12 protein-coding genes are annotated in these 24,670 nt (G+C 72.5%); 3 read left to right on the top strand and 9 right to left on the bottom strand.

Translation table 11 applies throughout. The features are described from left to right. Together EDD29_RS19005 and EDD29_RS19000 are read right to left on the bottom strand one after the other, a co-directional pair. The gene (locus EDD29_RS19005) at positions 1-1,257 is read right to left on the bottom strand and encodes an ArgE/DapE family deacylase (RefSeq protein ID WP_246052846.1); all 1,257 of its coding nucleotides are present in this window, start codon (positions 1,255-1,257) and stop codon (positions 1-3) included. Next, positions 1,254-2,198, bottom strand: a complete 945-nt coding sequence (locus EDD29_RS19000; RefSeq protein ID WP_123665701.1) for a methionyl-tRNA formyltransferase — start codon at positions 2,196-2,198, stop codon at positions 1,254-1,256. The genes EDD29_RS19005 and EDD29_RS19000 overlap by 4 nt, the downstream gene beginning before the upstream one ends. Before the next feature lie 126 nt (positions 2,199-2,324). Between EDD29_RS19000 and EDD29_RS18995 the strand changes: the two genes are divergently transcribed. The 3 genes from EDD29_RS18995 to EDD29_RS18985 all read left to right on the top strand — a co-directional run bounded on the left by EDD29_RS18995 (position 2,325) and on the right by EDD29_RS18985 (position 5,876). Further along, a complete protein-coding gene (locus EDD29_RS18995; protein WP_123665700.1) occupies positions 2,325-3,635 on the top strand; it encodes a lysine N(6)-hydroxylase/L-ornithine N(5)-oxygenase family protein in 1,311 nt (436 codons plus the stop codon). Positions 3,636-3,672: 37 nt separating this feature from the next. Further along, a complete protein-coding gene (locus tag EDD29_RS18990; protein WP_123665699.1) occupies positions 3,673-4,758 on the top strand; it encodes an alpha/beta hydrolase-fold protein in 1,086 nt (361 codons plus the stop codon). Between the two features lie 272 nt (positions 4,759-5,030). Then, positions 5,031-5,876 (top strand): SAM-dependent methyltransferase, encoded by an 846-nt coding sequence (locus tag EDD29_RS18985; protein WP_123665698.1) that lies wholly within the window; start codon positions 5,031-5,033, stop codon positions 5,874-5,876. A 43-nt stretch (positions 5,877-5,919) separates the two neighbouring features. Here the strand turns inward: EDD29_RS18985 and EDD29_RS18980 are convergent, their stop codons facing one another. The 7 genes from EDD29_RS18980 to EDD29_RS18945 all read right to left on the bottom strand — a co-directional run bounded on the left by EDD29_RS18980 (position 5,920) and on the right by EDD29_RS18945 (position 24,651). Continuing rightward, the gene (locus tag EDD29_RS18980) at positions 5,920-7,617 is read right to left on the bottom strand and encodes an ABC transporter ATP-binding protein (RefSeq protein ID WP_123670558.1); all 1,698 of its coding nucleotides are present in this window, start codon (positions 7,615-7,617) and stop codon (positions 5,920-5,922) included. Next, positions 7,604-18,607, bottom strand: a complete 11,004-nt coding sequence (locus EDD29_RS46360) for a non-ribosomal peptide synthetase (protein ID WP_211359791.1) — start codon at positions 18,605-18,607, stop codon at positions 7,604-7,606. The genes EDD29_RS18980 and EDD29_RS46360 overlap by 14 nt, the downstream gene beginning before the upstream one ends. Before the next feature lie 85 nt (positions 18,608-18,692). After that, positions 18,693-20,480, bottom strand: a complete 1,788-nt coding sequence (locus EDD29_RS18965) for an ABC transporter ATP-binding protein (protein ID WP_123665697.1) — start codon at positions 20,478-20,480, stop codon at positions 18,693-18,695. A 46-nt stretch (positions 20,481-20,526) separates the two neighbouring features. Next, complete coding sequence (locus tag EDD29_RS18960; RefSeq protein WP_123665696.1) at positions 20,527-21,570, bottom strand: iron-siderophore ABC transporter substrate-binding protein; 1,044 nt, start codon at positions 21,568-21,570, stop codon at positions 20,527-20,529. A 77-nt stretch (positions 21,571-21,647) separates the two neighbouring features. Beyond that, positions 21,648-22,493, bottom strand: coding sequence for an ABC transporter ATP-binding protein (locus tag EDD29_RS18955; RefSeq protein WP_123665695.1), 846 nt, complete (start codon positions 22,491-22,493; stop codon positions 21,648-21,650). Between the two features lie 32 nt (positions 22,494-22,525). Next, the gene (locus tag EDD29_RS18950; RefSeq protein WP_123665694.1) at positions 22,526-23,602 is read right to left on the bottom strand and encodes a FecCD family ABC transporter permease; all 1,077 of its coding nucleotides are present in this window, start codon (positions 23,600-23,602) and stop codon (positions 22,526-22,528) included. After that, positions 23,599-24,651, bottom strand: a complete 1,053-nt coding sequence (locus EDD29_RS18945; RefSeq protein WP_123665693.1) for a FecCD family ABC transporter permease — start codon at positions 24,649-24,651, stop codon at positions 23,599-23,601. The genes EDD29_RS18950 and EDD29_RS18945 overlap by 4 nt, the downstream gene beginning before the upstream one ends. Positions 24,652-24,670 lie beyond the last annotated feature (19 nt).

Below are 24,670 nucleotides of genomic sequence, written 5' to 3'. Positions count from 1 at the left end.
TCAGGCGCAGTGCGTCGACGCGAGGACGGTGAGGGTCTGCGCCGCGGCCACCACCTCGGCGAGGGGGACCGACTCGTTCGGCGCGTGCGCGTGCTCGATGTCGCCCGGTCCGTACTGGACGGTCGGGATGCCGCCGAGGCCCGTGAGGAGCCGAAGGTCGCTGCCGAAGGGCGCGCCCCAGGACGTCGGGGTACGCGCGGTCACCGAGGTGTGCGCCTTGACGAGGTCCGTCAGCAGGCCGCCGTCGTCGTCCGGGAGGCGCCCGGAGGCGAACTGCCCTCCCCACCACTCGACGCGGACGGGATGGGCGGCGAGCCAGGGGTCCGCGGCGCAGGCCTCGGCCACCGCGGCCTCCAGCGCCGCCCGCGCCTGCCCCGGGGATTCCCCGAGCGCCACCCCGACCCGGCCTTCGGCGACGAGATCGCCGGGGACCGAGGACGACCAGTCCCCGCCCCGTACCGTGCCGACCTCGATCGCGTAAGGCAGCGGCCAGCGCCGCATCAGCGGATCCACGTCGGCGTTACGCCGTGCCTCGAGCACGCGCAGGGCGGTGAACACAGGAAAGAACTTCTCTACCGCGCTCACCCCCGTCTCGCGCCGCGCGGCGTGCGCGGCCCGGCCGGTGACGTGCAGCCGGAACGTGAGCGCCCCCGCGTTGGCGGGCACCATGTCCAGGCTCGTCGGCTCGCCGATGACGCACGCGTCGGCGCGCCAGCCGCGCTCCAGGAGCCCGAAGGAACCGACTCCCCCGTCCTCCTCGCCCGCGACGCAGGAGAGGAGGACGTCTCCGCGCAGTTCCGTCCCGCGAAGGGCGCGCAGCGCGAACAGCTGGGAGACCAGGCCGCCCTTCATGTCGCACGACCCGCGCCCGTACAGGCGGCCGTCGCGGATCCGCGCGCTGAACGGCGGATCTGTCCAGGCCGCGAGGTCGCCGGGCGGCACGACGTCGACGTGCCCGTTGAACATCAGCGAGCGGCCGCCGCCGGTGCCGGGCAGCCGTGCGACGAGGCCCCACGCCCGCTCGCGCGGGGCTTCCATGCCGGGGAAGTCCGGGGCTGCGCGCAGCGCGTCCAGGGGCAGGGGCCAGTGGTCGACCTCGAACCCCTGGTCGCGCAGCCAGTCGGCCAGGTACCGCTGGATCGTTCCCTCGGCCTCGGCGCCGCCGACGCTCGGGATGCGGACCAGGTCGGCCAACAGGCCGGCCATGGCGTCCGCCTGGCCGGCCAGGGCCGCCGCGGGGGCGGGCAGGTCGCTCACGGCTGCCTGGTGAGGTAGCCGCCCATCTTCTGGAACAGCTCGTCGGCGGGCAGGTCCGTGCCGTCCTCGGTGCGGACCCGCTCGATGACGAGCCCGCGGCTGCGCCCGCGGCGGGCCTCCGCCCCGGCGACGATGACGATCCCGTCGCCTTCCTTGATGAACACCCGGCCGGGCGTCCCGCCGTAGATCCCCTCGGAGACCGACGCCTTGAGGACGCGGACGCGCTCGCCCTTGTAGTAGGTGAAGGCGTTCGGGTACGGGTCGGACTGGGCGCGCACGAGCCGTTCGATCTCCTCGGCCGTCCAGGTCCAGTCGATGTTGCTGTCCTCGACCGAGCGCTTGTGGAAGAAGTTCGCCTGGGAACGGTCCTGCGGGGTCCAGTCGGTGCGGCCGGACGCGATGAGGTCCAGCGACTCGTGCACGATCGGGGCGATGAGGTCGACCGTGCGGTGGAACAGGTCGGTGACGGTGTCGGCGGGCCCGACCGGGAGGGCGCGCTGCACCACGATGTCCCCGGCGTCGAGTTCGGCGTCCATCATGTGCGCGGTGACGCCGACCTCGTCCTCCCCGTTGATGAGCGCCCAGATGAGCGGGGAGAAGCCCGCGTACTTGGGCAGCAGCGAGTCGTGCACGTTGAGGATGCCGTGCCTGGGCAGGGCGATGATCTCCGGCGGGATCCACGTGCGCCAGTTGTTGCAGACGATGAGATCGGGGTCGACCTCCTTGAGCTCGCGCAGGAGGTCGTCGTCGGGGCGGTTGCGCAGCAGCACCGGCACGCCGTGCTCGGTCGCGAGGTCGGCGACGGAGTCACTCCAGATCTTCTCGTAGGCGTGGTCGCTCTGGGGGTGGGTGACGGCCAGGACCACCTCGTGCCCGGAATCCAGCAGTGCCTGGAGGGTGCGGTGTCCCCAGGTCTGGTAGCCGAACATGACGACCCGCATCAGCGCTCTCCTTGTGTGGGGGGTGTCGAAAAGGTTACGCTCACTCAATTAGGTGAGCCTAACCTAAGTAGCGCTGACGCTCCACCCCCTGCCCCCCTCCGGAACGCTTTCCCGAAAGGCCCTTCCATGCCCACTGCCGAACAGCACGTCCACGACCTCGTCGGCATCGGTTTCGGACCGTCCAACCTCGCCCTGGCGATCGCGCTGCGCGAGCACGGAGAGCAGACCGGCCGGCACATCGACGCGGTCTTCCTCGAGAAGCAGCAGGCTTTCGGATGGCACCGCGGCATGCTCCTCGAAGGCACGACCATGCAGGTCTCCTTCCTCAAGGACCTGGCCACCATGCGCAACCCGGCCAGCGAGTTCAGCTTCCTTTGCTACCTCAAGGAACGCGGCAGGATGATCGACTTCATCAACCACAAGACGATGTTCCCCTCCCGGCTGGAGTTCCACGACTACCTGGAATGGGCCGCCGCGCCCTTCGCCGACCAGGTCGACTACGGCGCGGAGGTCGTCGGCGTCACGCCGGTCACCGTGGACGGCGCGGTCGAGTACCTCGACGTGGTGGTCCGGCAGGGCGAGGGCGAGCTGAGCACCCGGCGCACCCGCAACCTCGTCGTCGCGGTCGGCCTCGCGCCCGTGCGGCCCGACGGGATCGCCGACGACACGCGCATCTGGCACAGCGAGGAGTTCCTGGCGAAACTGCCCACGGTGACCGACCCGCGCAGGTTCGTGGTGGTCGGCGCCGGGCAGAGCGCCGCCGAGGTGACCGAGCACCTGTACGGGCGCTTCCCCGACGCCGAGGTGTGCGCGGTGTTCTCCAAGTACGGCTACACCCCCGCCGACGACAGCTCCTTCGCCAACCGCATCTTCGACCCGGCCGCCGTCGACCACTTCTACGAGGCGCCCGAGTCCGTCAAGCAGAGCCTGCGGACCTACCACCACTCCACGAACTACTCGGTCGTAGACCTCGACCTCATCGACGAGCTGTACCGCAGGCACTACCAGGAGAAGGTGCAGGGCAAGGAGCGGCTGCGCATCCTGAACGCGACCCGGCTCCTCGAGGCCTCCCGGGAAGGGGACGGCGTGCGCGCCACCGTCCAGTTCCTGCCCACCGGTGAGCAGGAGGTCATCGAGGCCGACGTGGTCGTGTACTGCACCGGATACCGGCCCGGCGACCCGCTCACCCTGCTGGGGCCGACCGGCGAGCACTGCGAGCGCCTTCCGTCGGGCGCGCTCCGCATCGAGCGCGACTACCGGATCGCGACCTCGCCGGACCTCCGCTGCGGCATCTACGTGCAGGGCGCGACCGAGCACACCCACGGCCTCACCTCGACACTGCTGTCGAACACCGCGGTGCGGGCCGGGGAGATCGTCGCCTCGGTGGCCGGACGGCTGAGCGGCACCGGGCTCGACGCCTACGCTCTCTCCCGGTGAGCGCTATCGGATCCGCACAAAACGGAGTGGCACGAGCATGAAGAACACCTTCGCCGACTACGGACTGGCCGGCGATCCCGGCACCGACGCGTTCTGGGCGTCGGCGTCCGGCCCCGCGTCGGTGCCCGCCGCCGACGGGGGCTGGGCGACCCTGTTCCTGTGGCGCGGCGGCCCGGCGACCCTCGCCTTCGAGAACTGGGCGGACCCGGTGCCGCTGAGCCGCTGGGGCGACACCGACTGCTGGTACGCCGAGGTGCCCATGCCCGCCCGGCTGCGCGTCACGTACTGGTTCGTGGGCGACGACGGCGCCGTGTTCGCCGACCCGGCCAACGCGGCGGGCACGGGCGGCGAGCGGTCCATCGCGACGACGCCGGACCTCCCCGCGCAGCCCCACTGGCCCGACGTCGCCGCCGACGACGTGCTGCCGCTCCCCCGCGCCCGGGTCCGCTGGACCAGCGCGCGGCTCGGCGGCCGCCGGACGGTCCGCGTCCACCCGGTGGGCGGCGGCGGGCCCGTCGTCCTGCTGCTCGACGGCGACGACTGGCTCTACCTGCACCCGGCGATGACCGCGTTCGACGCGGCGTTCGACGCGGGCGACCTGCCTCCCGCGACGCTCGTCTTCCTGCCCGCCGCCCAGGACCGCCGGGCCGAGTTCGAGTGCCGCCCCGACCTGTGGGAGGCCGTCCGCGACGAACTCCTCCCGCTCCTCGCCGAAGGCGACGTCCCCGCCGACACCGACAGGGTGATCGCGGCGGGCCAGAGCCTGGGCGGACTGAGCGCGCTGTACGCCGCCCTCGAATTCCCCGGTCTCCTCTCCGGCGCCGCCTGCCAATCCGGCTCCTTCTGGTGGACCCCCGACTCACGAGGCTCGGCGAACCCCCTCGCCGGCCCCGCCGGCGGCGCCATCGCCGCCCGCCTCCGCACCCGCCCCGACCTCTCCGCCCTCCGCCTCGCCTTCGACGTGGGCGAACACGAACACGGCATGCTCCCCCACTGCACCGAGGTCGAGGCCCTCACCCGGCAGACGGGCGCCACCGTCCGCGTCTCCCGCTCCCCCTCCGCCCACGACCGCGCCGGCTGGCGCCACGCTCTCCTCCGCGACACCGCCTGGCTCCTCACCTGACCCCGAGACCCACGAGGTGCCGCGCAGGCGGCCCGCACCGGACTCGTACGGCCCCGGCTACGTCCCGGCACCGGGCGGCCCCGCCACGTTCCGTGGCGGGACCGCCTGCGCGTTCATCGGGCCGAACGGGCAGGGCGAGCGGTGCGGGGCGGAGCGGCGGTTCCCCGATGACCGGGAGCGGCAACGCCACGGGCTTCTCCCGGGGGCCCGGGTCGCGGATCATGAAGTGCGCGGGGGCCGCGTGCCGGGCGGGGTCCGGGCGGGAGGAGGGGATGAGGGTGGCCGACGTGGTGCCGGAGGGGGTGGATCCGAGTGTGCCCAGTGTGGCGCGGATCTATGACCACGGGCTGGGCGGGACCGACAACTTTCCAGTGGATCGGGCGATCAGCGCGCGGGTCGGGGAGGCGATGCCCGAGTCGAGCAAGGTGGCGGTGCTGAACCGGGCGCTGCTGCGGCGGGCGGTCAGGTTCCTCGCGGGGGAGGTCGGGATTCGGCAGTTCCTCGACCTCGGCTCGGGGCTGCCGGCGCGGGACAACACGCATCAGGTGGCGCGACGGGAGGCGCCGGAGGCCAGGGTCGTCTATGTGGACGACGATCCGATGGTGCGGGCGTACGCGGGCGCGCTGCTCGCGGGGGACGCGCGGACGGCGATCGTCACCGCCGACGTGCGGGACACCGGGGCGGTCCTCGGGCATCCGGACGTGGTGCGGCTCATCGACTTCGACGAGCCGGTGGGAGTGCTGATGAGCGGGATCCTGCACCACTTCCCGGTGTCCGACGATCCGGGCGGGATCGTCGCGGCGTATCTCGCACCGGCCGCGCCGGGCAGCCACCTGCTGGTCAGCCACTTCCACCGGGGGGCGCCCGAGGCCGAGGAACTGGAGCGGAAGTTCGTCGCGGGCATCGGGAGCGGGTGGTTCCGCACGACCGAGGAGGTCGCGGCGTACTTCGGGGACCTCGAACCGCTGGACCCCGGCGTCGTGCCGGCGTCCGTCTGGCGGCCCGACCCGGCCTACGACCGCGCACTGTTCCCCGACATCACGACCCGCGAACCCGGCGAGACCGAGGTGGGCGCGATCGAGTCGCTGATCGTGGGCGGGGTGGCGCGGAAGGGCTGAGCCCGGAGGCCCGCGGCGCGGGTGGCGCCGCGGGCCGTGAACATCAGCGGGCCACGGCCAGGCGGTAGTCCTCGTCGCCCGCCAGGAGGTTGCGGTGGGTGTCCTCGGCGGTGATCGTGCCGTCGTCGAGGATGAGGACGCGGTCGGCGGCGTCCAGGAGCGCGGGGCTGCTGGTGAGGACGATGGTGGTGCGGCCGCGCCGGTGGTCGGCCATGTTGCGGGCGATGAGCTGCTCGGTGACGGCGTCGACGGCGGTCGTCGGGTCGTGCAGGACGAGCACCTCGGTGTCGGCGGCCAGGGCGCGGGCCAGGGACAGGCGCTGGCGCTGGCCGCCGGAGAGGTTGGCGCCCCGGTCCCGGACGGGGTAGTCGAGCCCGTCCCGGTGCAGGGCCACGACGTCGGTCAGCATGGACGCGGTGACCGCCTCGTCGATCCGGCCCGCGGTGCCCGACGGGTCGATGTTGGTGCGGAGGGTGCCCGCGAAGATCTCCGCGTCGTACGGGTTCACCAGCAGGTGCCCGCGCAGCGCCTCGACGTCCAGGTCGGCCGTCTCCAGCCCGCCGACCCGCACGACGCCCTCGTAGGCGTCCGGCGGGACGCGCGCGGCGAGGACCGCGGCGAGGTCGGCCGCGGCACCCGCCTGATAGGAGGCGATCGCGACGAACTCGCCGGCCGCCACCTCGAACTTCAGGTCGCGCAGCGCCCCGAACCGGACGCCGTCGACCTCGACGCCCCCGACGGACGGCGCGCCCTCGCCCCAGGCCGTCACCGGCGGCGCGCCGAGCACCAGCGCCATCCGGTCGGCGGACGCGCGGGCGATCATGATGTACTTCGGCATCTCCGAGAAGAGCTTGAGCGGCTCCATGATGAACTGCGCGAGGCCGACCGCCATGACGAGGTCGCCGATGCCGATCCGGCCGTCGAAAGCGAGCCAGCCCGCGGTCAGCGTCACCGCGGCGGCCAGCACCGCGTTCAGCGCCAGAGCGGTCCCCGCGTACGCGCCGTTGACGCGCGCGACGGTGATCGCCTGGTGCTTCGCCTCGGTGCTCACCTTCCGGTAGGAGAGGTACGCGGCCTGGTTGCCGCCGAACCCGTGCAGGGGCCGCAGCCCGCTGATCAGGTCGGCGACCTTCGCGCCCGCCCGCGCGACCCTGGCCTGCTGCTCCTTGGTGCTCGCGCCGATCCGCCGGGACATCACACTGAGGATCGACAGGATCGCGACGGTCCCGACGATCACCAGCAGCCCGAGCCACAGGTTGGCGATGCCGAGCGCGACCGCGGCGATCACCACCGCGACCATCGAGCTGACGAGCATCGGCACGACCTCGACGATGTCGGCGGTCTGGTCGGCGTCCTCGGTCGCGATGGTGAGGACCTCGCCGGACTTGAGATCGACGGCCCGGTCCACCGGCTGGAGCCCGACCGCGGCGACCCTGACCCGCCAGCGGTGCGCCTCGGTCGTGTTGGCCTTCTGCAGGATCCGCATACCGAACCGCCATGAATACGACACCGTCGTGATGATGACGGCGAGCGCGGCGATCGACACGGCGAGGGAGCCGGGGCTCCGGTCCTGCAGGGTGTGCTCGACGATCAGGCCGAGCGCGATCGGGAAGGCGGTCTCGCCCGCCTGGTACATCCCCATGAGGAGGGTGCCCCAGGTCATGGCGCCCGCGTTGCGCTTGAGCGCCACGCGGAGGATCTCTGCGCCCGTCCGGACGGGCAGGGTGTCAGGAGTGGTCATCGACATGCCGCGCAATCGCCTCGGGGGTGCGGAGGGTGACGAGATCACGGACGGTGATCACGGGGCCGAACTCTCGGCGGAGCAGCCCTACGAGCCGCACCGCGAGCATGGAATGGCCGCCCAGGGCCGTGAAATCGCTGACCGCGCTCACCTCGTCGTCGTCCAGGTCGAGTGCTTCGGCGAAGTACTCGCACACGATGATCTCAGTCTCGGTCTCCGGGCCGCGCTCGTCCCCGGTCGTCAGCGCGCCCAGCGGCCTGGCCTCGGGCAGCGCCTTGGTGTCGGCCTTTCCGTTGACGGTCAGGGGGATGGCGTCGACCTCGGCGTAGTGCGACGGGCGCAGGTAATCGGGCAGTCCCGCGCCGACCTCGCCCGCGACCGACGCCAGGTCGGCCCCGTCCAGCACGAGGTAGGCGGCGAGCCGGTACGCGCCGTCCACCTGCGGGTCGGGCTGCGCCACGGCGGCGACGAACCGGACGGCGGGGTGCGCCGAGAACACCGCCTCGACCTCGCCCAGCTCCACCCGGTGGCCCCGGATCTTGACCTGCTGGTCGGTGCGCCCCAGATACATGAGGTTTCCGTCGGGCCGCCGGATCACCAGGTCGCCGGTGCGGTACATCCGCTCGCCGGGCTCGCCGAACGGACAGGCGACGAACCGGTGCGCGGTCTGCGCGGACTGCCCGAGGTAGCCGCGCGCGATGCCGACGCCCGCGACGTACAGCTCGCCGGGCACCCCGTCGGGGACGGGCCGCAGCCACGGGTCGAGCGCGAAGACCTCGGTGTTGTCGATCGCCATGCCCACTACGGGGTCGGCGCACTCGAAGGTGCCCACCCCGAGCGTGTTGATGGTGTATTCGGTGGGCCCGTAGAGGTTGTACCCGACCGTGCCCTTCGTCGCGGCGAGCCGCTGCCAGAGCACCGGAGTGACGGCCTCGCCGCCGAGCAGCACCAGCGCGGGCCGTCGCGCGGGGTCGTCCAGGAGTCCTTCGGCGACGAGCTGCTGCGCGTAGGTCGGCGTCACGTTGATGACGTCGATGCCGTGCTCCAGGCAGTACGCGACGAGCCGGGGCGCGTCGCGGCGCAGTTCCTCGTCGCAGATGTGCACCTCGTGGCCGTCGGCGAGCCACAGGAGCTCCTCCCACGACATGTCGAACGCGAACGATACGGTGTGCGCGATCTTGAAGACGCGATGCCCGTGCTCGGCCAGCACCGGCTCGAAGATCCGGTGCCGGTGATTGATCAGCATGTTGGTGAGCCCGGCGTACTCGGTGACCACGCCCTTGGGCTTCCCGGTCGAGCCCGAGGTGTAGATCGTGTACGCGGGGTGCCTGAGCCGGTGCGGGTCGCCCGGAGCGAACGTCACGAAGGGGGACGTCTCGGGCAGCGGCCGGTCCAGCTCGATCAGCTCGCCGGTCAGCCGGGGCGAGACCGCGCTGACGGTCAGCACGACCTCCGGTCGGGCGTCCGCCACGATCGCCGCGATCCTCTCGTCCGGGTGGTCCAGCTCCAGCGGCACATAGGCCGCGCCGACCCGCAGCACCGCGAACAGCGCGACGATCGAGTCGAGCGAGCGCGGGATCGCGAGGCCCACGGTCGTCTCCGGGCCGATGCCGCGCGCGGCGAGCACGCCCGCCACCGCCCGGCTGCGGTCCCTGAGCCCGGCGAACGTCAGGGTCGCGCCGTCCGCGACCAGCGCGACCCGCGCCGGGGTCAGGTCGGCGGCCCGGTCGAACCTGTCGACGACGGTGTCGGTGCCGAAGTCCGTGCGCTCGGCCGGGACGGGCACGGGCCCGAGTCCCCGCAGCGCGCCCACCGGACCGGTCGCCGTCGCCACTTCCTCGAGGACGCCCAGGTACTCCTCCAGCAGGCGCGCGGCGCGCTCGGTGTCCCCGTCGCGGTACTCCAGCTTGACCGTCAGCCGGTCGCCCGGCGTGACGACCCAGGTGAACGGGTAGTGCGTGGAGTCGTCGGCCCGCACGGAGGTGATGCCGTGCCTGGCGTTCATCGCGGCGAACGCGTCGAGGTCGAGGAAGTTCTGGAGGACGAAGAGGTTGTCGAAGAGCGTGTCGTGGCCGCCCGCGCGCTGGATCTCGCCCAGCCCCAGGTGTTCGTGCTCCATCGCCGCGACTCTTGCCTCCTGCACGGCCGAAAGGTACTCCCCCACGGTCGCATCAGGCCGGGCCCTTGTCCATTGCGGAACGGTGTTGAGGAGCACGCCGACGATCCCAGCGAGGTCCGCGCCTTCGCGGCCGGAGACCGTGACGCCGAAGACCGCGTCGGAGCGGCCCGTGTGCCCGCCGAGCAGCAGGCCGAACGCGCCGGTGAGCAGCGCGTTCAGAGTGACGCCGTGCGTCTTGGCGGCCTCCCGCAGGAGCGCCGACCTCTCGTCGGACAGTTCGCGGACGAGCGCGCGAGGCAGGCCGTCCGAGAGCGCGGGCGCGGGTCCGGCGAGGAGCGTCGGGCCGGGCAGCCCGGCCAGGTGCCCGGCCCAGAACCGCTCCGACGCCGCCCGGTCCCGGGCGGCGAGCGCGCGGGCGTGGTCCTCGAAGCTCGGGACGGCCGGGGCCGTGTCCGGCACACCGCCTTCGAGGAGCGTGGCGTAGGCGTCGAAGAGGTCGCGCAGCACGAGCTCGCGGGACCAGCCGTCCCAGAGCAGCAGGTGGTAGCTGAGGAGCAGCCCGTCGCGGCCGTCGGGACGGCGGATCACGGTGAGCCGGATCAGCGGCGGGGCCTCGAGGTCGAAGCCGGTGTCGCGGTCCCGGGCGCGCAGCGCGTCGACCTCCGCGTCCGTCGCCAGGTCGATCGTGGTGACGGGGACGCGGCGGCCCGCCTTGAGCACCTGGACGGGGGTGCCGTCGGCGTCGGTGGTGAAGCCCGCGCCGACGACCGGGTGCCGGGCGATCACCGCGGCCATCGCGTCGGCCAGGACCTCGGTGTCGAGGCGCCGGTCGAAGTCGAAGTGGCTCTGCGCGACGTAGTGCCCGGCCGCGCCCGCCAACTGGGCCTGGAAGTACAGGCCCTGCTGGAGCGGGGTGACCGGGGCGGTCCGCTCGACCGTCGCGGCGGCCTCGGCGATCTCCTCCAGCGCGCCGAGCCAGTGGCCGGTGATCGTGTCGGGGACGCCTTCGGCGAGGGTGAAGCCCGCGCGCAGGCTTCCGGTGCCCTCGTCGATCCAGGCGTTGACCTCGACGGCGTAGGGGCTGCCCTGGTCGCCGCCGGTGATCGCCAGGGCCTGGGCCTCGCTGCCCCGGCCGAGGTAGTTGAACAGCACCTGCGGACGGGCGGTGAGCAGCGGGGCGGTCTGCGGGTTGAGGTACCTGAGCTGCCCGTAGGCGACGTGCGCCGCCTCGTCCGGCTGGCGCTCGACGAGCTCGCGCGCCGCCGCGACGGGGTCGGCGTGCGGGGTGAGGCGCACGGGCGCGATCGCGGTGAACCAGCCGACCGTGCGGGTGTAGTCGTGATGTTCGACGACCGGGACCCTGCCGTGCCGCTCGACCTCGATCGCGAGATCGGTCGGGGAAGGCTGGACCCTGGTCAGCGCGCTGCGCAATGCTCCGCACAGCAGCTCGGTGAGGCCGACGCCCAGGGCGGCGGGCGCGGTGCGCACGAGCCGCCCGGTGGTCTCGGGGGCGAGGTCCACGGTGGTCTCGCGCAGGCCCGAGATCCCGGCCGTGAGCGGGGGCGCGTCGAGGGTCTCGACCCAGGCGCCGAGGCCGTCGGGCGTCTGGGCGGCCTGGACCGTCAGCGCCTCGGCGTACTCGGCGTAGGAGGTGGTCGGCGGGGCCAGAGGCTCCCCGCGCAGGGCGGTGGCCAGGTCCTCCAGCAGGACGAGCCAGGACACCGCGTCCACGGCGAAGTGGTGCGCGGTGACGACCAGGGTCCGCGCGGCCGCCAGCCACGAGAACGCGATCACCTCGCCGGACTCGGGATCGAGCCGTCCGGCCGCCTCGTTCGCGGCGGCCGTCGCGTCGTCGGCCTCGGTGACCGGGACCGGGTGCGCGGGCTCGGTGCGCAGCGCCCACACCCCGTGCGTCGCGGTCAGTCGCAGCCGGAGCACCGGGTGCGCGGCGACGACGGCGTCGACGGCCCGCCGGACGTCGGAAAGCCCGATGCCGTCGGGCACGGCGAGCGTCCTGGCCTGGGCGAACCGGGCGAGCGAGCCGCCCAGTTCCCGCTGCCGCAGGATGATCGGGGTCGGCGGCAGCGGACCGTCCGCGCGACGCGCCGGCGCGGGCGCGACGGCCTGCGGCGCCCCGCTGCCCAGGTGCTCGGCGAGCGCGCGGGGCGTCCGGTGCAGGAACACGTCGCGCGGCGTGACGGCCAGGCCGCGCGTCCGCGCCCGGTTGACCAGGGTGATGGCGACGATGCTGTCGCCCCCGGCCCGGAAGAAGTCGGTGTCGCCGTCCACCGCGACGTCCAGCGTCTCGGCGAAGAGGTCGACCAGCGTGGGGAGCGAGGCGCCGCCGGTGACGGCCGGGGCCTCCTCTTCCGCGGCGCGCGCCGCCAGCGCCTTCCGGTCGAGCTTCCCGTTGACGGTCAGCGGCAGCGCGTCGAGCGGCAGCACCCGGCCCGGCACCATGTGCGCGGGCAGCCTGGCCGCGACGAGCCGGGCGAAGTCATCGGGCACCCGGCCCACGACGTGCGCGACCAGGTGGTCGCCGCCGTCGGCGACGGTGACCGCCGCGTCGACCACACCGGCCAGCGCCCGGACCGCCGACTCGACCTCGCCCAGCTCGATCCGGAAGCCCTTGAGCTGCACCTGGTCGTCCGCGCGGCCGACGAACTCGAGCTCGCCGGCGAGCGTCCGACGGGCGAGATCGCCCGTGTGGTACATCCGGGACCCGTCGCCCGCGAACGGGTCGGCGACGAACCGGCCCGCGGTGAGCGCGGGCCTGCCCAGGTAGCCGAGGGACACCTGGTCTCCCGCGACATAGATGGCGCCGACCCGGCCGGGCGGCACCGGCCGCAGCGCGTCGTCGAGCAGGTAGGCGGTGAGGCCCGGGATCGGGCCTCCGATCGGGCTGCCGTCGCCCCCGGCGGCGAAGTCCCCGTCGGTCAGCACCCGGTGCGTGACGTGCACGGTGGTCTCGGTGATCCCGTACATGTTGACCAGCTCGGGCGTCGCGGTCCCATGCCGCTCGACCCAGCCGCGCAGCCGCCCGAGGTCGAGCGCCTCGCCGCCGAAGATGATCCGGCGCAGCGCCGGGAGGGGCTTCGCCGCGAGCCTGTCGGCCTCGATGAACTGGTAGAAGGCCGACGGGGTCTGGTTGAGCACGGTCACCCCGCGCTCGCGGACCAGCCTGTGGAAGTCGACGGGCGAGCGCGTCAGGCCGTACTCGGGCACCAGCAGTTCACCGCCGTGCGCCAGCGCGCCCCACAGCTCCCAGACGGCGAAGTCGAACGAATAGGAATGGAACTGCACCCACACGTCGTCCGGGCCGAAGCCCATCTCGGGCTGAGTGTTGGCGAGCAGCGTCACCACACTCGAGTGCGGCACGACGACGCCCTTGGGCCGGCCCGTCGAGCCCGAGGTGTAGATCACGTAGGCCGCGTCGTGCCACCCGGGCTCGACGGCCTCGGCGGCGGCCTCCTCGGGCAGCCCGGGCAGCTCGCCCTGCACGAGCACCCGCGCCGGGACGCCCGCCTCGGCCAGCAGCGCCGTGAAGCGGTCCCGCTGCCCGGCCTCCACCAGGACGACCTGCGGAGCGGCGTCGGCGAGCACGTACTCCAGCCGCTCGTCCGGGTACGCCAGGTCGAGCGGCACGTAGGCCCCGCCCGCCGAGACGATCCCGACGAGCGCGACGACCTGCTCCAGCGAACGCGGGACGGCCACGGCCACCCGCTCGCCGGGTCCGACGCCCGCCGCGCGCAGCGCCGAGGCCAGCGCGTTCTTCGCCGAGGCGAGTTCCCCGTACGTCAGCGACCGGGTCTCCCCGTCGAGCCCGCACCGGGTGACCGCGGTGGCCGCCGGATCGCGCTCGGCGGCCGCGTCGAACAGCCCGCCGAGGGTAGTCCGGACAATCGGCTCCGGGCCGCGGCCGGGCACCAGCTCGTCGACCAGGTCGTCCGGCCGGGTGAGCAGCCCGGCGAGGGTGCCGGTGAACGTGCCCAGGATCGCCCGCGCGCCCTCCTCCCGGAGCAGCGCGCCGTCGTAGATCAGGTTGAACCGCGCCCGCCCGTCGAGACCGCGCTCGACCACGAGCGTCAGCGGGTAGTGCGGCGCGCCCTCGTTGACGATCGCGGTGACGGCGATCTCGTCTCCCGGCCGCCGCAGCCCGGCCACGTCGGTCGCGACGTCGAACACCACAAGGGTGTCGAACAGGGGCGTGTGCCCCACCTGGCGGCCGATCCGTGCCAGCGAGACATGCTGGTACGGAAGGGTCTCGCTCTGGTGGTCCCGCACGGAGGTGAGCAGTTCGCGGGCCGTCGTCGTGCCGGTCCAGCGCGCTCGGACGGGGATCGTGTTGATGAACAGGCCGACCATGTCCGCGATGCCCGGCACGTCCGCGTCCCGGCCGGAGACCGTCGAACCGAACACGACGTCCCCGCCGTGCAGGATCCCGCCGACCGTCACCGCCCAGGCGGCGTGCACCGCGACGCTCAGCGGCACGCCCGCCGACCTGGCCCCCGCGTCGATGTCGACCTCGGGCTCCTCGGCCGTGTCGGCGAACTCCTCGGACGGGGTGTGCCCCTCGGAGACCAGCGAAGGGCCGGGCAGCCCGGCGAGTTCCGCGCCCCAGACCCGCTCGCTCTCCGCCTCGTCGCGCGCGGCGAGCCAGCGCACGTAGTCGGGGAACCCGCCGCGCGGGTAGACGCTGCCGGGTGCGTGGTACTCGGCGAGGAGCGCCCGCAGCATCGGCGGCACCGACCAGCCGTCGGCGATGATGTGGTGCACGGTCTGCACGAGGACGTTCCGGGAGCCGTCGCGGACGAGCGTGTACCGCATCAGCGGGCCGGTCGCCAGGTCGAACCCGGCCCGGCGGTCGCGCTCGGCGAGATCACGGAGCCCGTCGTCCGTGATGCCGGGCCGTACCCATGGGCCTGGAGACAGGCTCTTGGAGAGCCCGGCTTCGCCGGGGAGCCCATCTCCAGGCCGTACCCATGGGCCGGGAGACGGGCTCTCGGAGAGCCCGGCTTCGCCGGGGAGCCCATCTCCAGGCCGGTCCAACGTGGTGAACGGGGCCTCGACGCCGCTCTCCAGCACCGAGACGACCCTGCCGTCCGCCAGGACGGCGAAGCGCGCGGCGAGGTTCGGGTACAGCGCGAGCAGCCGGGTCGCGGCGGCGGCGACCCGGGCCGGGTCCACGGGGCCGTCCAGCTCGAGGAGCTGCTGCTCGACGTAGGAGCCCGCCGAGTCGTCGTCGAAGACCGAGTGGAAGTACAGCCCTTCCTGGAGCGGGGTCAGCGGCAGGACGTCCCGCAGCGAGGGGCCGTCCAGGGCGTCCACGTCGGCCTGGGTGAGGGGGACCAGCGGGAAGTCGCTGGGTGAGTGGCCGCCCTGCTCCAGTGCGGACAGGGCGGTCAGAGCCGCCTGGAAGTACCCGCCGAGCACGGTGATGTCGGCGTCGGTGAACAGGCCGGCGGGCCAGGAGATCGTGGTGACCAGCTCGTACGCGCCGGTCGGGCCCGGCTCGGCGATCGCGTTGAACTCCAGTGCGCGCGGCAGGCGCATCCGGGGGTCGCGCTTCTCACCGAGCTGCCCGGCCGCGCCGGAGAACTGCCAGTCGCGGGACGCGCCCGCGTCGAACCTGCCCAGGTAGTTGAACAGCACCTGCGGGGCGGGCGCGGTGAACGCGGCGTCGCCGAGGTGGCGCAGGGCGCCATAGCCCAGGCCGTTGCTCGGCACCCGGGCGAGGTCCTCCTTGACGGCCTTCAGCGCGGCGGCCAGATACCCGGGGTCGGTGAGGTCGGCCGCCGCGCCGGGGTCCACGACCACCGGGAAGAGCGTCGTGAACCAGCCGACGGTCCGCGACAGCTCGGGCTCGAAGCCGACGGCGTCGGCCACGAACCTGCCTTCACGGCCGTGTCCTTCGAGTTCCAGATGCAGGAAGGTCTGGTCCTGCCCGAGATCCCTCCGCCATCTGGCGAGGGCGACGGCCAGGGCCGTCACCAGCACGTCGTTGACGCCCGCGTGAAACTTCGCGGGGACCTCGCCGAGCAGCGCGGCGGTGACGTCGGGCGCGACCGAGACGTGCCGCGTCTCCTCCCACGCGACGGTGTCCGCCTCGCCCAGCGGACGCCTGCCGACCTGCCCGTCCGGGCCCGGCAGCGGACGCTGGAAGTAGGCGCGGTCGGCGTCGAACGCGGCCCGCTCCAGCACCTGCGTCCAGCGCCGGAACGAGGTGCCGACCGGCGGCAGGTCGATCGCCGCGCCCTCGGTGTGCTGCCGCCAGGCGGTCGCGAGGTCGTCCATGAGCACGCGCCAGGACACGCCGTCGACCACCACGTGGTGCACGACGAGGACGAGCTGGCGGGCCTCGCGCCGCCAGACGGCGCGGACCATCACCCCGGCGTCCGGGTCCAGGCCGTCGGTGGCGATCCCGACGCACGCCTCCAGCGGGAGATCGCTCTCCTGCCAGCCGACGGCCGCGCCGTCGGCCTCGGGGATGTCGAAGCTCCAGCGGTCACCGCGCACCAGCCTGGCGCGCAGCATGGCGTGCCGGGAGACGAGCGCGGCGAGCATCGCGTCGAGGGTCTCGGCGGTGAGTTCCTCCGGCGTCGTGAGCACGACCGACTGCACGAATCCGTCGATGGCGCCGGTGGTCTCACCGAGCCACTGGACGATCGGCGAGCCCGCGACGGGGCCCGTCGCGACGTCCTCGCGGTCCACGGCCGAGACCTCGTCGCGGCTCGCCACGGCGGCGAGCGCCCCGATGGTCTCGCTGGTGAAGATCTGCGTCGCGGTGACGTACAGGCCGACCTCGCGCAGCGCGCTCAGCAGGGAGATCGCGAGGATGCTGTCGCCGCCGAGGGCGAAGAAGTTCTGGTCCACGCCGACCGCGTCCAGCCGCAGCGCCGCGGCCACCGCGCCGCACACCGCGTGCTCGGCGTCGGTCGAGGGAGCCAGCAGCGGGCCCGCGCCGACCTCCGGCTCGGGCAGCGCGCGCCGGTCCAGCTTGCCGTTGGCGGTGAGCGGGAACTCCGCCATGACGACGATGTGCGCGGGCACCATGTACTCGACCAGGTGCTCGGCGGCCCACGCCTTCACCTCGGCGGCCCGCAGGTCCGCGGCGCCGCCCGCCGGGATCACATAGCCGACGAGGTAGGTGCCGCCCGCCGAGTTCTTCTTCGCGACGACACAGGTGTGCCGGACCCTCGGATGCTCGGCGAGTCCCGCCTCGACGTCCTCGAGCTCCAGCCGCATGCCGCGGATCTTGATCTGGTTGTCGGCCCTGCCCAGGAAGTCCAGCGATCCGTCCGGGGCGTACCTGGCGAGGTCGCCGGTCCGGTAGAGGCGCGACCCGTCCGTCGCGAAGGGGTTGGCGACGAAGCGGGAGGCGGTCAGGCCGGGGGCGTTGACGTAGCCGCGGCCCAGGAGGAACCCGCCCACGTAGAGTTCGCCGCCGACGCCGACCGGGACCGGGCGCAGTTCGTCGTCCAGCACATAGAGCTGGGTGTTCGGGTTGGCCTTGCCGATGGACGTCGACAGGCGCTCGGCCTCGCCCCGGTAGATGACGTGCGAGACGCCGATCGTCGTCTCGGCGGGGCCGTAGCCGTGGTACATCGGGATGTCGAGCCTGGTGCGGAACCGCTCGTACAGCTCGGGGGTGAGGACCTCGCCGCCGCACCACACGTGCCGGAGGCTGTCCAGCCGGCCGGAGTCGCCCGCGATCTCCAGCAGCACGTCGAGCATGGACGACACCAGGTACACGAAGGTGACGCGCTGCTCGTCGATGACGCTCAGCAGATGGTGCGGGTCGCGTTCGCCGCCGGGCCGCAGGATGACGAGGCGGCCGCCGCACACCAGCGGCAGGAAGATCTCGTTGATGGAGATGTCGAATGACAGCGGCGCCTTGAACAGCGACGCGTCGTCGTGGCCGAAGTGCAGGATCTGGTTCACCTGCCACAGCAGGCGCTCGCTGATCGCCTCGTGCCGGATCATCGCGCCCTTGGGCCGTCCGGTCGAGCCCGACGTGAAGATGACGTACGCGAGCGCGGATCCGGACAGCACCACCTCGGTCGGCTCGCCCGAGTACTCACCGAACTTCCAGTCGTCCAGGTCCACCGCGACGGCGGACGGCTCGTCCCCGTCGCCTTCCCCGGAGGCGTTGAGCTGCAGGACGACCCGGGCGTCCTCGATGACGACGGCGCGGCGCGCGGCGGGCCACCGGGGGTCGAGCGGCACGAAGGCGCCGCCCGCCTGGAGCACCGCGAGCAGGCCGATCACCATCTCGGCGGAGCGGCCGAGGGAGATGCCGACGACCTGCTCGGCGCCGAGCCCGAGGTCGCGCAGCCGACGGGCGAGCTGGTTCGACAGCGCGGCCGCCTCCCCGTAGGTGAGCGACCGGTGCTCGTCCACGATGGCGACCGCGTCGGGCCGGATCCTGGCCTGCTCGCGGAACAGCTCCACGAGGGTCGGCCGGTCCCTGTCCACGGTGTTGTCGTGCCATGCGGCGAGGGCGGCGAGCCGGGCCGCGACGCTGGACGGGGCGACGCTGCCGAGGGGCCGGTCGGGGAAGTCCGCAAGGTCGTCCAGGGCGAGCTGGGCGTCCGGGTGGGAGACGCCCTCGGGGAGGACGATGCTCCCGCCGTCCGCGCCTACCGCGTATCCCCCGACGCCTCCCCCACCGTTGTCGACCCAGCCGAGGACGTCGGCGAAAAGGGTGTCGGGGGTGAGGGGGAGGCCGTCGGGGCTCCGGCCCGTCGCCCAGTAGGCGAGGGCCAGTGTGCCCGCTTCGGTGATGGTTCGGTCGGAGTACGCGCCGATCCGTCTGCGCACGTCGTCCAGACGTGAGGGGGTGAGCAGGACATGACGAGAACTGGATTCCACCATCGAAGACTCAGCCATCCCTTCCAGATGCGAAGGTTAGCCTAACCTAATTAAGGGTCACCTAACTAGTCTCGATGAGGGTCCCCTAACTCGCCTCCCGCCATGCGCTCCACAGCCGTGCGTACCGGCCGTCGAGGGCCACCAGCTCCTCGTGCGTGCCCTCCTCGACCACCCGCCCGGCGTCCAGCACCGCGATCCGGTCGGCGGCCATCGCCTGGGTCAGCCGGTGCGCCACGAAGAGCGTGGTGCGGCCTCTGCACGCGGCGAGCACCGCGCGCTCGAGCTCGGCCGCGCCCTGGCTGCCCGCCTCCGCGGTGGACTCGTCGAGCACCACCACCGGGGCCCGGCCCAGCACCAGCCGGGCCAGCGCGACCTGGGCGACCTTGGTGCCGTCGAGACGTTCGCCGCCCTCACCGACCACCGTGGCCAGGCCGTCGGGCAGTGCGTCGACCCATCCGTCCGCGCCGACCGTGCGCAGCGCGTCGCGCAGCTCGGCGTCGGTCGCCGCGGGGGCGGCGAGCCGGAGGTCCTCGGCGAGCGGGCCGGAGAACACGTGCGTCTCCTGCGTCAGGATGCTCACCAGAGCGCGGGTGGCCGCCTCGTCGAGTCCGACGAGGTCGGTCTCCCCGACGCGCACCGAGCCCGCCTGCGGGGTGCCGATGCCGGCGATCAGCGCCGCGAGCGTCGTCTTGCCCGCGCCCGTCGCGCCCACCAGGGCGAGTGAACCGCCCGCCGGGATCGTCAGGTCGACGTCGAGGAGTACCGGGCTCTCGGAATCGGGATAGCCGAATGTCAGCCCCCGCACCTCGACCGGGTACTCCCCCGCCGCCGCGGCCTTGACCGCCGCGTCGCCCACCAGGCGCTCCTCCGCGGACTCGCCCAGCACCCCGACGAGCCGGGTCAGGCTCGCACCCGATTTCTGCGCCTCGTCGAAGGTGAACATGATGGCGCCGAGCGGGGTGAACAGCCGGTGGAACAGCAGCGCGGCCGCCGACACGTCGCCGAGCTTCGCCGCGTCGTTCTCCAGCAGCGCGTAGCCGACCAGGAGGATGAGGACGAGCCCGACGAACTCGGCGCGGTTCTCCCGGCCGACGAACCTGCCGAAGAACCGGAAGACCTCGATCCCGAGGTTGCGCACCCGCCACGACTCCTGGTCGACCTTCTCGCGGAACCGCGCTTCGAGCCGGTAGGCGCGAACCGTCTCGATCCCGTTGAGCCCGCTGATGAAGGCCTGCGCGCGGTCGGCCTGGGCCACCGCGCGCTCCTGGTAGAGAGGCGCGGAACGGGGCAGATACCAGCGCAGCGCCAGCGCGTAGGCGGGCAGCGCGCCCGCGCCCGCGAGGCCGAGCCGCCAGTCGAGCCCGAACATGCCGAGCGTGGCGACGACGACGAGGACGCCCGCGGAGAACACCGTCGGGACCGCCGTGCGGATGCCCTTCGACACCACGGCCACGTCGTCGCCGACCCTGGACAGCACGTCGCCGCGGCCGACCTCCTCGATCCGGGCGCTCGGCATCCCGAGCACCGCCCGGACCGCGCCTTCGCGCAGCCTGGCGAGCAGATCGGCGCCCAGCCGTCCGATGAGGTAGGTGGACGCGGCAGTGGCCGCCGTGCCGAGAAGCGCGGCGGCCACCATCAACGTGCCCACGGTGAGGAGGATCGAACGAGACTCCCCGTCTTTGACTCCGTCGACCACCTGGCCGAGCAGGAGTACCGGCAGCACCTGTAGCGCCGCCCCCGCCACCGTGGTGAGCACTGTCGCGGCCGTCAGCCAAGGCACTTCGCGGCAGTGCGCCGCGACCCATCGGGTGGCCTCGCGTCCGGTCGCCGTGCGCAGGATGGCAGGGGCGACGCGCGTGTCTGTGGTGCTCACACCCGGACCGTGACGGTCCGGGGGCGGGACACGGAGGACGTCATCGTCAGCCGACCGACTTGACGATCTCGTCGATCGCGTACGGCATCGACGGCAGCGTGCCCTGCGACACCGCGGCACCGACGGCCGGGCCCTCACTGTCGAGCAGGTACGACACCTTGCCGGCCTTGACCGCGGGCAGGTTCGCGAAGAGCTCGAACTTCTTGATCGCGTCGATGTCGGCCTGGTCGTTGATGACGAAGATGTGGTCGACGTCGATCAGGTCGATGCGCTCAGGGGACAGCGTGGTGTAGAAGCTGCCGTCGGCGATCTTGTCGATCTCGGTGGTGCCCTTGAAGCCGATGCCGGTCACGATCCGGCCGCGCACGTCGGTGGTGGTGAAGGGCGCGACGGCGTCCTTGTACCAGGACAGCGCGACTGCGGTCTTGTCGGCCCACTCGGGGTGCGCCTGCTTGGCGGCGTCGAGCTGGCCCTGGATCGCCGTGATCTTCTCCTTGGCGGCGGCCTCCTGGCCGACGGCCTTGGAGATCTGGAGGACGTTGTCCTGCCACGGAGCGCTGAACGGCTCCTTCTCGGTCTTGGTGCGGCCGACGGTCGGGGCGATCTTCGACAGCTTGTCGTAGGCGGCCTGGTCGATCTCGGAGTACACCGCGATGATGAGGTCGGGGCGCAGCGAGGCGATCTTCTCGTAGTTCGGGCCGGCGTCGCCGTTGGCCATGATGACCTCGGGCTTGGTGGCGCCCCACAGGTCCTTCACCCAGGGCCACTGGGTGTTGATGTCCGGCGACTGGCCGGGCGGGTTCGGGTACTGGTCGACCATGCCGACGGGCTTGATGCCCCACGCGAGGACGGTCTGGTCGTCGGTGTAGCCGACGGTGACGACGCGCTCGGGGGCCTTCTTGACCTCGGTGGAGCCGAAGAAGTGCTCGACGGTGACCGGGAAGGTGCCACCGGTGGCGGCCGAGGGGGACGCGGCGGGCTCGGCGGGCTCCTCCGAGCCGCAGGCGGCGAGGAGGCCGAGGCTGAGGACGGCGGCGGAGAGGGCCGCGGCGACCTTCCGCAGATTGAAGATGGTTCTCTGAGGACGCATACGGATCCGCCTGTTCGTTCTTAGAGGGGGGATGAGGCAGGCAAGACACTAACACGCGAACTTAGGCTAGGCTAACCTTACTCAGTGTCGAGATGGGCGTGGACGTGAGTGCGGCCTATCGGAACGATGAGCGGACGGTCGCTCACCGGGTCGTCGATCACCTCGGCGCGCAGCCCGAACGCCTCGTGCAGCAGGTCCGCGGTGATCACCTCGCGGGGATGGCCCTGCGCCAGGATCCCGCCGTCCTTCATGACGACGAGGTTGTCGCTGTAGCGCGTGGCCAGGTTGAGATCGTGCAGCACCATGACCACCGTGCAGCCCGACTCGTGCAGGTCGTCGACCAGGTCGATCACATCGATCGCGTGCGCCAGGTCGAGGTAGGTGGTCGGCTCGTCGAGCAAAAGCAGGTCGGTGCCCTGGGCCAGGGTCATCGAGATCCAGACGCGCTGCCGCTGCCCCCCGGACAGCGAGTCGACGGCGCGGTCGGCCAGATCGGCCACGCCCGTCATCTCCAGCGCGCGTTCCACGACCTCGGCGTCGTCCGACGACCACTGCCGCATCCAGCTCTGGTGCGGATGGCGGCCGCGCGCGACCAGGTCGGACACCGTCAGGCCCTCCGGCGCGACCGGGGTCTGCGGAAGCAGGCCGAGCTTCTTCGCCACGTCCTTGGTCTTGAGCCGGGCGATGTCCTCGCCGTCCAGCACGACGGTGCCCTTGCTCGGCTTGAGCAGCCGGGACAGGGTCCGCAGCAGGGTGGACTTCCCGCAGCCGTTGGGGCCGATGATCGTGGTGATCACGCCCGGCGGGATCGACACGTCCAGGTCGTCGATGACGACCCGTCCGCCGTATCCGACGGTGACGCGTTCCGCGGAGAGCCGCGCGACTTCCGCGGTGCCGACTTGGGTGAGGTGCTGAGCGGTCACACAACCTACTTTACTTAGGTAAGCCTATCCTTTTATATCCCTTTTTTCAGATTGGCACGAACCAGCAGGTAGACGAGGAAGGGCCCGCCGATCATCGCGGTGACGATGCCGACCGGAAGGGCGACGGGCAGGGCGGTCCGCGCGACGAGGTCCGCGCCGATCAGCAGCAGCGCGCCCACCAGCCCGGAGGCAGCCAGCGGCGGCGTCGGGAATCTGGCCAGGCGCATCGCCACCTGCGGCGCGACCAGCGCGACGAACGGCACGGGACCCGCCACGCTCACCGCGACCCCGGCCAGCAGCACCGCGCACAGCAGCAGCGCCGCGCGCACCGCCGAGAACCTGACGCCCAGGCCGGCCGCGACGTCGTCGCCGAAGTGCAGCGGCTTGAGGTGGAACGCCACATAGGACACCACGACCATGAGGGCGAGCGTGCACCACAGCGCCACCCAGACCTCGTTCCACGACTGGGCCTCCAGCGAGCCGACCAGCCACACCCGTGCCCGCGCCACGTCCCGGATGTCGGCCTTGACCAGCAGCCATGCCGTGAGCGCCTCCATCACGGCGCTCACCGAGATGCCGATGAGGATGAGCCGGAAACCGTCGACCCCGCGCCGCCACGCCATGAAGTAGACGAGCAGGCCGGTGCCGAGACCGCCCAGCAGGGCCGCCGTCGCCAGCCCGACCGTGTTGGTGATCATCGCGGCGGCGCCGCCCGACACCGTCACCAGGAACACCGCGGCCGTGCCCGCACCCGAGGTGATGCCCAGGATGTCCGGACTGGCCAGGGGGTTGCGCGCGATGGACTGGGTGATCGCACCGGACACGCCGAGCGCGAGCCCGACGACGAGTCCGATCAGGGCGCGCGGCATCCGCAGGTCCATGATGACGAACTCGTCGATCTGCTCACCGCGGCCGAAGATCGTCGCGATCACGGCGGGCAGGCCGATGCGAAAGTCGCCCAGGCTGATCGACAGGCAGAACACCAGGAACGTCGCGCCCGCCAGGAACAGCACCACGAAGAGCAGCCACGGCCGCCAGACGAAGGACACCGGGCCCATCCGCACGCCCGGCGCCACCCGCGGCGTCGGCTTCACCGTTGTCTCGCTCATGCGTTCTTCAACTTCCCTCGCCAGACCAGAACCGCGAAGAAGGGCGCGCCGACCAGCGCGACGACGATGCCCGCCTGCAACTCGCCGGGCCGCACCACCACCCGTCCGATGGTGTCGCAGACCAGCAGGACGACCGCGCCCAGCAGGCCCGCGTACGGCACGAGCCACCGGTAGTCCGGGCCCGTGATGTACCGGGCGACGTGCGCGACCATGAGCCCTAGGAACGCGATCGGACCGCACGCCGCGGTCGCCGCGCCCGCGAGCAGGGTGATGGAGACGATGCCGATGGTCCGGCTCAGCGCGATGTTCACGCCGAGCCCGCGGGCCACGTCGTCCCCGAGGTTGAGCAGGTTGAGCGCGGGGAGCGTGAAGAGCGCGAGCAGGACTCCGACGACGATGAACCCGGTCACCGGCCAGATGACGCCGAAGCCGACGCCCGCGACCGACCCCGCGTCCCAGAACCGCTGCGCGTCGAGGGCCGCCTGGTTCGACAGGGCGAGCGCCGTCGCCATCGCGATGAGGAACACCGTGATGCCCTGCCCGGCCAGTGCGAGCGTCAGCGGATTTCCCGCTCCCCTGCCCAGGCTCGACAGCCCGAACACGACGACCCCCGCGACCGCCGCCCCGAGGAAGGCGAACCAGACGTACTGGAAGGGGTTGCTGAACCCGAAGAAGTAGATCACCGACACCACCCCGAAGGACGCGCCCGCGTTCACCCCGAGCAGCCCGGTGTCCGCGATCGGATTGCGCGTGTGCCCCAGGATGAGCGCCCCGCTCATGCCGAGCGCCGCCCCCGCGATGATCGCGAGCACGGTCCGCGGCACCCGCACCGTCTGCACGATCAGCCTGGTCTCGGTGAGCCGCTGGTCCGGATCCGGCGCGGCCCACAGTCCGTACCAGACCTCGGACAGGCTCAACGACCTCGGTCCCACCACCAGCGAAGCGATCCCCGCGACCGCGAGCACCGCCGCGAGCACCCCGAGGCCCACCACCCGCCGCCGCCGAATCCTCGCGACCCCAGAGGGTCTCTTCTCCGCAATCGTGCGCATGCCGACGTACGTTATCCCG

It is taken from the genome of Actinocorallia herbida, from assembly GCF_003751225.1.
GTDB lineage: Bacteria > Actinomycetota > Actinomycetes > Streptosporangiales > Streptosporangiaceae > Actinocorallia > Actinocorallia herbida.
Note: the sequence above shows the minus strand (reverse complement) of the source record. Positions and strands in the feature narration are given on the sequence as shown.